This is a genomic window from uncultured Fretibacterium sp. (genome assembly GCF_938030725.1).
GTDB lineage: Bacteria > Synergistota > Synergistia > Synergistales > Aminobacteriaceae > Fretibacterium.
Genome location: NZ_CALHIQ010000051.1, coordinates 1 through 10,341 on the forward strand (window position 1 = coordinate 1; position 10,341 = coordinate 10,341).

The following is a 10,341-nucleotide window of genomic DNA, read 5'->3' on the forward strand; positions in this document are numbered from 1 at the left end:
CCAATCCCCACGCGCTTCGCGCGGCCTGATGAAGTTTCAGGCACTGAAGGGAGCCCATGCGGTTGACAGTTCTTAACGACTTAATCAGTGTTTCCCTAAAAATTATAGCGATGGAGCGCGCGCACGTCCTCTTTGTTTTCGCCTATTTCAGGCTCGGCGGGAGGTAAGAGAAAGGGGACGGGCTGCCCCGTCCCCTCGACACACAAAAGAACCCGAAACCCTCAAGGGGCCGCAGGGCCGTTCACCTTCGACATCGCCTTCTGAACGCCCATGGTGAGCCACGCCTCAACGGCCTCCTCCACTCGGTCCAGAACGGAGGGCAGGAGCTCACGCTCCTCGGCGGTCAGGTGCCCCAGAACGCGGCTCACCATGCTTCCCGGACCGCTGCCCAGTCCGATGCGCAGGCGCGGGACCGAGAGCGTTCCGAGGGCGCCCAGGACGGACGCCAGGCCGTTGTGCCCGCCCGCGCTGCCCTGAGCCCGCAGCCTGAGCCCCCCATAGGGAAGCGCCAGGTCGTCGTAGACGATCAGGATGTCCTCCGGGGCAAGCTTGTAGAAGTCGAAGGCCTCCCGCACCGACTGCCCGCTGAGGTTCATGAAGGTCAGCGGCTTCAGGAGGATGCCGAAGCCGGCGCGCCAGAACTCCCCGCGAAACTTCAGCTGCGGCTTCCCCAGGCCAAGGCGCTGCGCCAGGTGGTCCACGGACATCCAGCCCATGTTGTGCCGCGTGAAGGCATACTCCTCTCCGGGGTTGCCCAGCCCCGCTATCAACTTCATGGGAGCTCAGTCCAAAGGGGTGTCTACTCGGACTTCTCCCCGTCGCCCTCCGCTTCCTTAGCCGCCTTGCCCTTGGCCACGACCTCGACGTCAGCGGGCTCCTCGACCTCCGTCGCCACGGACTCCCCGACGCCCCTCGACATGACGACGACGGCCACGATCTCGTCCGGGTCGGCCTTGAGCTCGACGCCCTCCGGCAGGGCCAGGTCGCGCACGTGGATGGCGTCGCCGATCTGAAGCGCGGAGACGTCAACGGTAAGCACGTCCGGGATGCTCATGGGCAGGGTTTCCACCTCCACCTCCCGCAGCGTTTCAAGGACGCCGCCGTCCTTGACGCCGGGCGCGCTCTCGCGGCCGAGGACCTCGATGGGAATGTTGACCGTGATCTTGCGGCCCTTGATCAGGCGCAGGAAGTCCACGTGCAGGGGGCAGTCCGTAAGGGGGTTGACCTGCACCTCGCGGATGATGCACATCTCCTCCGTGCCGTCCGGCAGCGTCACGTTCAGGCGCATGGACTCCCAGCGGCCCGTGGCCAGGATGCGCTCAACGTCCCTGGTCTTCAGCTTGCCCTGGACGGACTTCTCCATCTGGGGCCCGTAGAAGATGCAGGGCGTGTACCCCTTCTTGCGAAGCCTCCCGTTCGCTCCCTTGCCGGTTTCTTCTCTGGGCTCCATCACTAGCGTTACTCGCTCAGACACACTCAACAGCTCCTTTGCACACTCAAAAGTACTCCGTCCCCTGCGGGGACGGGCAGGACAAGATTATACAACAGCCCTGGAACTTTCGGGCTAATTGTCGAAGAGGCTGCTCACGGACCGCTCGCTGTGGACCCTCATGATGGCCTCCGCGAAGAGCGGCGCGATGGACAGCTGCTGCACCTTGGCGGAGCGCTTGGTCTCCGGCATGGGGATCGTGTCGGAGAAGATCAGCTTCTCGATGACGGACTTCTCGATGCGCTCCATCGCAGGCCCCGACAGGACCGCGTGGGTCGCACAGGCGAAGACCCTCCGGCAGCCCCGCTCCTTCAGGCCGGCGGCCGCGTTGCAGATCGTACCCGCCGTGTCGATGATGTCGTCCACCAAGATGGCCGTCTTGCCCTCCACCTCTCCGATGATGTCCATGACCTCCGAAACGTTGGCCACCTCGTGAGAGCGGCGCTTGTCCACGATGGCGAGGTCCGACTTCAGCATGATCGCGAAGCTGCGGGCTCGCGAAACGCCTCCCACGTCGGGGGAAACGACGACGACCTCGCCCTTCGGGATATCCTCCGACAGGCTGTCGCGGAAGTAGGAGGCGAGGAGGGGCATCCCGGTCAGGTGGTCGACGGGGATGTCGAAGAAGCCCTGAATCTGCCCCGCGTGCAGGTCCGCTGTGATCACGCGGTCCACGCCGCTGTGGGTCAGGAGGTTCGCGACGAGTTTCGCCGTAATGGGCTCGCGCGGCTTGGTCTTGCGATCCTGACGGGCGTAGCCGAAATAGGGGATGACGGCGTTCACGCGGTAGGCCGAGGCCCGCTTGAAGGCGTCCGACATGATCAGCAGCTGAATCAGATTGTCGTTGGCCGGCTCACAGGTGGGCTGCACCACGAAGACGTCCGCGCCCCGCACGCTCTCGTCCAGCGAGAGCCCCAGCTCGCCGTCCGAGAAACGATAGTGCCTCGCGGCGGAGAGCCGGACGCCCAGCTCGCTGCAGATGCGCTTGGCAAAATCCGGATGCGCCGTACCCGAAAAAATCTTGAGATCCTTCATTCCTGACACGCTCCTACCCCCTGCTCAATCCTTAGCCCTGCGGGATGCCCAGCCGTCGATGTTGCGCTGACGCGCGCGCCCCACGCCCAAAGCACCGTCGGGAACGGGCTCCGTGATCACAGACCCCGCGGCCGTAGCCGCGCCGTTCCCCATGGTCACGGGAGCCACGAACATGGTGTCCGAGCCGACAAAACAGTGATCCCCAATCTTCGTCGGATGTTTTTCCCTGCCGTCGTAGTTGCAGGTGATCGTCCCCGCGCCGATGTTGACGCCCAGACCCAACGTCGCGTCGCCGAGGTAGGACAGGTGCGGCACCTTGCTCCCCTGCCCCACCGTGGTCTTCTTCAGCTCCACGAACTTTCCGGCGAAGGCTCGTTCCGCAAGACAGCACCCGTCCCGAATGTAGACGAAGGGCCCGGCCTTCGAGAAGTCCTTCATCTCGCTGTCCTCGATCAGCACGTGGGCCGCAAGCGTCACCCCGCGGCCCAGCACTGCGTTCGTCAGGATGGAGCCGGATCCGATGAAAGACCCCTCGCCCACCCGACTGCACCCCCAAAGCTGGACGTTCGGCATCAGCACGACATCCTGCGCCAGCTCGACGTCCGGGCCGATCCAGGCCGAGGCCGGGTCCGTCATCCTCACGCCGCGCTCCATCCAGAACGCCGCGATGCGGTCCCGCATCAGGGCCGAGGCATGGGCCAGCTCCGCCTGCGTGTTGACGCCCATCATCTCCTCCTCCGGCATCGGGTAGGCCTCGACGCGACGCCCCTCCTCCGCCATCAGAGACAGGGCGTCCGGAAGGTAGTACTCGCCCTGCGCGTTGCGGTTCCCGATGCGCTCGATCACGCCCCTGAGGGCGCTCGTACGAAAGACGTAACAGCCGGCGTTCACCTCGTTCATCCTGCGCTGCTCGGCGGAGGCGTCCCGGTACTCCACGACGCGCACTCCCGACTCGGTGCGGAGGACGCGCCCGTAGGCCCCAGGGTCGCGTGCGACGAAGCTGATGACGGCACAGTCCGGCCCCTCCGTCCGACAGCGTTCCAGCAGGGACCGCAGGCTCTCCGGCCTCATCATCGGGAGGTCCCCGTTGAGGACGACGACCGTCTTGAACCGCTCCCACCAGCTCATCGCCGTAAGCACCGCGTGCGCCGTGCCCAGCTGCTCCCGCTGCCACAGGACCTCAACCTCCGGGAAGCGCTCCTTCAGGTGCGCCTCGACCTGATCACCTCCCGAACCGACCAGGACCGCCGTCGCCTCAGCGCCGCAGCAGGCGACGCCTCGCAGGAGATAATCCAGCATCGGCCGGTCCAGCACCGGATGCAGCACCTTGGGAAGCGCGCTCCTCATTCGAGTGCCCTTTCCCGCGGCCATCACAAGAACGCCCAAGTCCTTCACGCACTCACCCCACTCGTGGACGGACAAAAAACAAGCGGGATATCCCCCGCTCGTCAGGAATTCAATTTGGCTGGGGTGGCTGGATTCGAACCAGCGATGACGGAGCCAAAGTCCGTTGCCTTGCCGCTTGGCTACACCCCAAACGTACATCAGGACGCCGTTTGCAGGACGGCACCGACAGCATGAAACAAGTTATTATTGCCCAAAGCCCCCTGAACGTCAAGGTCCGGTCACGGCCCCATCGCAACTCCGATGGGGGCAAGGCGTCACTCGCGGGAGGCGATCAGCGCCAGGAGGACACAGATCAGGGCGTAGGGTCCCCCCCACATCAGGCCCCCCGACTCCAGGGGGAAGAACCAGGGCGCCCACCAGCCATAGAGCACGCCCAGCGAGCAGGATGAAATCGCGGCCGCGACGGGAGGCCAGTAGTTCTTCTCCGGGGACTCCCGTCGCAGCCAGAAGAGCAGCCCCCAGAAGAACAGCCAGAACGCACTTCCGAAGAGCAGCGAGGAGATGAACGCCTTCAGCAGGGTCCTTGCGTCAAAGGGCTCCGGCAGCAGGAAGAGGGCCGCGGCCATCAGGAGCGGAAAGGACAGGAAGAGCGCCCACGTGACAATCTTCCTCTCAAAATAGCTGCTGAACTCTTCCTGCTGCTTCCGACGCCTCCCCTCCGCTGCCCGCTGCCGCTCCGTTTCCCGGTGGGAGGAGCGGATCACCGTCTCCCAGGGCCTGTGTGGCGATTGAAAGCTCGCTCCAGCTCCGGCAGCGCCCTGAGGGCGCTGGAACCCGGGCCTCTGCGTCCCCGTGGCCTGCCCCTGAACGGGCGAACCCTGTCCCTCGGAGGTGAAGGGAGACGAGGGCTGAGCGGAGTAGGACGGGAAGGGGGATTGGGCGAAGGGGTTACCTCCTCCCATAGTCCCGCCGCCATAGGCGTCCCCTCCCTGTTGGCTGAAGCCAAGGCTTTGATCGTACATGCGGCGGGTGGCGGGCTTTCGGAGAACGTTCCACGCCACCAGGACCTCCTCGAAGAGCTTGAGGGCTTGGGGACTGGCGTTGACGTCAGGGGCATAGAGCTTCACCATGCGCCGGAACGCAATCTTGATCTGCTCTGCGGAAGCCGTCGGCTCGACGCCGAGGATCATATAATAATTTTTGTAGGTATCCAAGGCACACTTCCTCCTAAAGCTGCAATTTCTGCCGACGGTCCCGACCGTTCTCCCTAACGGCCGGATGGGATGCCGGCGCCGTGCCTCCCACACAGGATGCCCTGCCGCATGAGCGCTCTCATCAGGGGAATCCCCACCAAAAAACAGGCGCCAGCCTCCCCCGCTCCGACGTAGAGGATGGTCAGCCCCAAGGGGACCTCCGCGACGAGGTGGAGCATGCCGCCGACCACGATCGCGTTCACCAGCACGGGCGATAGGGCGCCCAGCCACAGGTTGGGGGCCCTTCGTGTCAGCACCGCAGCCAAGAGGGTGGCGCAGGACCCCGCCGCCATGTCGATCAATCCGTACCCGCCAAAGGCGTTGGCCACAAGACAGCCCACAAAGAGCCCCGGCACCGCCTCCGGCAGGTAGAGCGGGAGGAGCGTCAAGGCTTCTGCGACACGAAACTGGACCGGCCCGTAGGACAGGGGGGCCACCACGACGGTCAGGACGGCGTACAGGGCGGCGATCATCGCACCCGAAGCCAGAGTTCTCGTCTTCACGCTCAAACCACTCCCTCGTCCTATGCACTAGCCTTGATATTATATAGCGTCAAGCGGAAATTTTCGCTTGTTTTTCAAGAAAACACTGGTTTCGTAAGATGAATCAGCGTTTTCTCAAAAAACGTCGTCGGAGTTGGAGAAGAGGGGGATCGCCCCGTGGGCCTCGAAGCCCGCCGCCCGATAGAAGGGTACGCCGGCCGGCGTCGCCTGGAGGACGATCCGCTCCGCCTCCAGTTCCTTCGCCGCGCGGAGGACCTCCCCCATCATGGCCATGGCCGCGCCGCGCCTGCGGTACCCCGGCAGCACCGCGAAGTAGTACACGCCGAGCGACGCCTCAAAGGAGGACAGGAGAAACGTCCCCACGGCCTCCTCTCCAGCCATGGCCATCCCCAGCCTCAGCGGGGAGGCCGCCATGGCCTCCGCCCCGTTCAACACAGACACCGGAACGGGAGGCTCGCCGCCAAAGGCCAGCCACGCGACGCTCGCCCATCGCAGCGCCTCCTCGCGGGTCCTCACGGTCCGGAAGGTCAACTCCTTCCCTCCACGTTCCGGGGCGGCGCCCGCGGGGAGGCTCATCGCCTCAAGCCGCCCGGCCTCCTTCAGCCCCACGCCACGCAGCGCTTCCGCCGCCCCGCAGTCGCCGGGCAACGGCCACACGAAGGGCAGGCCCCTCTCCCCAAAGAAGCGCAGGGCCGCCTCCGCCCGCTCTGGCGTCACGAGGTCCGGCGGAAGCCAGACCCAGTTCTCCGACGCGGATTGAGAGCGCGTGGAGAGGCAGAAGCCCCCCTCCGGCGCCAGGTCCATGGCCTCCGAGGCGGAAAGCCCCTTCAACGCACCCAGGAAGGTCCCAAGGTTGCTCCATACGGCGCCAAAGCAGTCGTTCATTTTCAGTCCCCCTGCGTCCATCGGGTTCCCACGTCGGGGCAGAGCAGCACTCGCTCCTCGTCCCGCCTCAAGGCAGAGATCAAACCATTCAGACGCTGCAGTCCGTCCGGGCTCGCGCCCTCAAGCTCCGCGTCCAGGAGCCGCAGGTCCACTTGCTCTCCCGCGGTGAACAGGTCCGACAGCCCCCAGGCCAGAGAGAGGGCTGCACCCTCCGCCCCGGGGCCCAGCGTCAACGGGGCCTCGCCAGGCGTCAGGGCTCTCATGCCGGCCTCGGCGCGGCGGACGTTGGCGCACTCCAGGAGCGCACTGAAGACCAACTCGCTCAGCTCGCGCCGAACGTCCCCGCCGCTCAGGCTCAGTTCAAGGTCCCAGAGGCGCGGGTGCAGCCCTTCGCAAAACTCCCGATACTGCTTCACCGCCGCCGAATCCCTCGGCAGGGCGAGGCAGAGCTCCCCTGCCCGGCGGTTCAGGTCCAGCAGCCGGCGAAGGAGGGCGTCGCCGTCGCCCAGGGAGGTGCGAAGTCCGCCCAGGCGCGACTGTAGTTCCATCTGGAGGGACTTCGCATTCTCCCGTGCGGCGGTGAGGTCCAGGTCGGTCTGCGCCAGCTCTCCCAGGCGCCTCTGAAGGTCCCGCCGCTCCTCGCCGGACAGACAGGCGGAGATGTAATCGTTCTCGTTCTTGAAGCCAACGGACAGCATGTGCTTGCCAAAGGCGATCTCGCCCCTTTGAAGTTCCTCCCGCAGCGTTGCCAGCCTCGTTTCCAGTTCGTGCAGCGAGGCCATGATCTCCTGAAGTCGGGCGCTGCCCTCGGACCGTGCCAGGCGGCGGGCCTCGAGCTGCTGCCGCAGGTCCTCCACGTCTCGCTCCATGCGCTCCTTCTCCGACGCCGGGTCCTTCGAGTTGAACAGGATGATCCGCTTCTGCTGCAGGCTGTCCCGCTCCGCTTCGACGGTGCGCAGCTCCCGCATCAACTCCTCCTTCCGCAGCTTGAAGGCATCCTGCTCCTTTCTGACGGCCGTCGCGGAGGCCTGAGCCGCGGAGAACTGGCGCTCCAGCTCGTCGCGACGCGCCGCGTTCTCCCGCCACTCCGCGGCGCGGACCTCCAGAGCCCTGACGACGGATTCGGGATTCTCGTCCGGGATGCTCTTGTATCCGTAGGGGGAGAGCTGGGCGATCAGCTCCCGACGCAGCGCGTTGAACGCCTCCTCCTGGCTGCGGCTCTCACCCTCGACCCGCGCCTCCTCGGACCGCTCGCTCTGAAGTTGGAACAGCGCCTCCTGGTGGTAGCGCGTCAGTTCCTCGCGGCTCTCGCGGATCCGCGCCAGCTCGTCCGCCGCGGCGTCCCGATCGCGCTGCGCCGCCGAAGCGGCCTCCAGAGCGTTTCGCGCGCGCTGAAGCTGGTCACGCACCTTCTGGCGCACGCGATCCAGCTCCTCAAGGGGCGGGACCCCCACGTTGAACTTCAGCCCCAGCGCCGCGACGCTCTGCGTGATGATATCGCCCAGCCGCTCCAGGTCCTGTCGCAGGTCCTCTTCGCCACGTCCGATGGAGGATATCTCGCCGACGAGCCACCCCGCGCGGGACTGCCGGCCCTTGAGCTCCGCCCTCAGCTCCTCCATGGCCTTCATGGCGTCGTTGAGCTGTCGGTTGACCTCCTCCGCCTCCGGGACGGCGGTTCCCGACGCATAGGGGTGCGTCATGGCACCGCACAGGGGGCAGGGCACTCCGTCCTCCAGGAGCTCCCTCATGCCGCTCAACTCCTCCATCCCCTGAAGCAGGCGGACGCGCCCCTCCAGTTTCTGGACCTCCTCCTGCAGCGCCTCCGCCTTGCCGGACTGCGTCGCGTCCTGGATGTTCAGCTCTCGCGTTTCCTGCTGCATTCGCAGACGCCGGGCCTGAAGACCCTGCAACCGCTCCTGGAGCTCCTGTTCCTCCCGGAAGCGCGACGTCAAACGCTCGAGCTCCTCCAAGCGCCGGACGAGCTCATCGCAGGAGCTGCGCCACTCCTCAAGCGACTTCCCCTTCAGAGAGGACTCGTAGAACGTCTGGGCCCGCTGATAGTTTTTCTCCACCACGGTGAACCGGTGCGCCACGTCGGAGAACATCGCCTGACGGTCGTTCAGCGCCGTCTGGGCCTCCTGTTTCTTCCGAATAGCCAGGGCGTAGCTCTCGCGGGAGGCACTGCGCCGCTCCAGGGCTTCGCGGTAGAGGCCGAAGCACTTCTGTATTCCCTGCAGGCCCGTCGCGAGGCGTTCGTCGGAGGCGTGGAGCTGAAGGGACTTCCGGACCTCCCTTAGGGAAAGGCTCAGCTTCTCAACCGCCAGCTGCTCGTCCTCAAGCCGTGCCGTCCGCTCTCGAAGCTCCTGCCCCGCCTGCGACAGCTGGGCCTCCAGCCTCTGAACCGCCTCCTGTCGGTCCCGGAGCTGGCGGTCCAGATCCTGAACCGCCAGCGCGGTTTCAGCCAGGCGCTTCTGAGCGATCAGGCGGTCCCGAAACTCCGACTCCTTGACGGTGAAGGCCTCCTCAGCGTTCTGAAGTTCCGTCCTGGCCGCCGTCATGCTCTCCTTCAGAGCCAGTTGCGCCGTGCGGGCCTGGTCCTGTTCCTGGCGCATCCGGCGGATGCCCTCGTACTCATCCCCCAGCTCCAGGGCCCTGCGCCCGCGGTCCAACCGCTGCTCCATCGGCAGAAAGAGCGCCTTCTCCCGCTCCCACTCCCCGCGCCGGCGGTCCAGCTCCCGAACCTCCTCCGCCGCGCGTCGGGCCAGAAAGCCGCAGTGCACCTCCCTGGCCCTGCGGTCCAGGAGGGCCTCCACGCCAGCGATCTCGTCAAGCGTCCGCGCCAGCTCGTCGCCTGCGGCCTCAGTCTGAGCGACGGGGAAGGCGCCGCGGCGACGAAGCCCCTGATACCTCCGCCAGGACAGCGCGGAGACCTCCCCTCGCAGGGCGGGCCCCGCAAGGGCGTCCAGCAGGGCCGCGCGGTCCAAAGAGGGGGCGATCAGGAGCGAGGCAAAGCCGCGCTGGGCCAACAACACCTGATGCAGGAACGCCTCCGGCGGAAGGGAGATCAACTCCTCTACCCCTCCGTTTCCTCCCTCGGCCCTGGCCGGCGCGGGGCCCTCCGGCCGGAGCTCGCGCGCAACGCGGCGGCGCGTCCCCTCGGCTTCAAAGAGAACCTCCACCCTCCGGGGTTCCTCCACCTCGAGGGCCTTGGGCCACGCAGCGCCGTAAAGCGCAAGCCCCAGGATGTCCGGCAGGCGCGGGTCCGCGTGCAGGACATCCGCGGCAGCCGGCTCATCGAGGTCCAGCAGCCAGCCCTCCGCGCCTGCGGCAGGGGCCGCGGACGCCTCAAGCCGCTCGAATTTCACCTGAAGGATGTGTATCAAGACAAAGGGCCTCCTCTGGAAGTCTCCGAACGGGGCACCGGTCAGCGGAAGAATCGCGGTGGAAGGATGTGCCCCAAACGACTTTTCATTATAAACCATCCGCGGAAGTTCGGGGCAAAAAGCGAGATGACGGGGCCTTCGGACAGCGGCCTTCGACGTGAAAGCGGGCGCAGACGAAAAGGGCGGCTCCTCGCGGGGCCGCCCGGTTTGTCCTGTTGTGGTGTGCGGATCAGCGCTTCAGGTTCACGACCTCTTCAAGGATCTGGTCGCTCACCGTCACGACGCGGGTGTTGGCCTGGAAGCCGCGCTGGGCGATGATGAGGTGAGTGAACTCCTCCGTCAGGTCCACGTTCGACATCTCCAGGTTCTGGGACAGGATCGAGCCCTTGCCATTGACGCCAGCCGCGTCGATATTGGCGTTTCCGGAGTTCACCGTCTCCTGGAAC

Annotated in this window: 9 protein-coding genes and 1 tRNA gene; all 10 read right to left on the bottom strand. The window is 66.0% G+C overall.

What is annotated here, in order from left to right; all coding sequences use genetic code 11:
• Positions 1-221: 221 nt before the first annotated feature.
• Positions 222-776, bottom strand: coding sequence for an aminoacyl-tRNA hydrolase (gene pth, locus Q0629_RS03160; protein WP_298778839.1), 555 nt, complete (start codon positions 774-776; stop codon positions 222-224).
• 23 nt (positions 777-799) lie between these two features.
• On the bottom strand, positions 800-1,450 hold the full coding sequence (locus tag Q0629_RS03165) for a 50S ribosomal protein L25 (RefSeq protein ID WP_298778841.1): 651 nt from the start codon (positions 1,448-1,450) through the stop codon (positions 800-802).
• A 114-nt stretch (positions 1,451-1,564) separates the two neighbouring features.
• Positions 1,565-2,524: a ribose-phosphate pyrophosphokinase gene (locus Q0629_RS03170; protein WP_298778843.1), complete on the bottom strand. Its 960-nt coding sequence runs from the start codon at positions 2,522-2,524 to the stop codon at positions 1,565-1,567.
• Positions 2,525-2,548: 24 nt separating this feature from the next.
• A complete protein-coding gene (gene glmU / locus Q0629_RS03175) occupies positions 2,549-3,895 on the bottom strand; it encodes a bifunctional UDP-N-acetylglucosamine diphosphorylase/glucosamine-1-phosphate N-acetyltransferase GlmU (RefSeq protein WP_298778859.1) in 1,347 nt (448 codons plus the stop codon).
• A gap of 91 nt (positions 3,896-3,986) precedes the next feature.
• A tRNA-Gln gene (locus Q0629_RS03180) sits at positions 3,987-4,060 on the bottom strand.
• A 125-nt stretch (positions 4,061-4,185) separates the two neighbouring features.
• On the bottom strand, positions 4,186-5,085 hold the full coding sequence (locus Q0629_RS03185) for a DnaJ domain-containing protein (RefSeq protein ID WP_298778847.1): 900 nt from the start codon (positions 5,083-5,085) through the stop codon (positions 4,186-4,188).
• 53 nt (positions 5,086-5,138) lie between these two features.
• Positions 5,139-5,627: a QueT transporter family protein gene (locus Q0629_RS03190; protein ID WP_298778852.1), complete on the bottom strand. Its 489-nt coding sequence runs from the start codon at positions 5,625-5,627 to the stop codon at positions 5,139-5,141.
• A 114-nt stretch (positions 5,628-5,741) separates the two neighbouring features.
• Positions 5,742-6,512, bottom strand: a complete 771-nt coding sequence (locus Q0629_RS03195) for a GNAT family N-acetyltransferase (RefSeq protein WP_298778853.1) — start codon at positions 6,510-6,512, stop codon at positions 5,742-5,744.
• A gap of 2 nt (positions 6,513-6,514) precedes the next feature.
• A complete protein-coding gene (locus Q0629_RS03200; protein ID WP_298778856.1) occupies positions 6,515-9,895 on the bottom strand; it encodes a hypothetical protein in 3,381 nt (1,126 codons plus the stop codon).
• 229 nt (positions 9,896-10,124) lie between these two features.
• On the bottom strand, positions 10,125-10,341 hold a 217-nt coding region (locus Q0629_RS03205; RefSeq protein ID WP_298778858.1), incomplete at its 5' end, for a flagellar basal body rod C-terminal domain-containing protein.

Coding starts and splice junctions, on each gene's coding strand:
- pth (WP_298778839.1), bottom strand. CDS start 776: ATGAAGTTGATAGCGGGGCTGGGCAACCCCGGAGAGGAGTATGCCTTC.
- Q0629_RS03165 (WP_298778841.1), bottom strand. CDS start 1,450: ATGGAGCCCAGAGAAGAAACCGGCAAGGGAGCGAACGGGAGGCTTCGC.
- Q0629_RS03170 (WP_298778843.1), bottom strand. CDS start 2,524: ATGAAGGATCTCAAGATTTTTTCGGGTACGGCGCATCCGGATTTTGCC.
- glmU (WP_298778859.1), bottom strand. CDS start 3,895: ATGGCCGCGGGAAAGGGCACTCGAATGAGGAGCGCGCTTCCCAAGGTG.
- Q0629_RS03195 (WP_298778853.1), bottom strand. CDS start 6,512: ATGAACGACTGCTTTGGCGCCGTATGGAGCAACCTTGGGACCTTCCTG.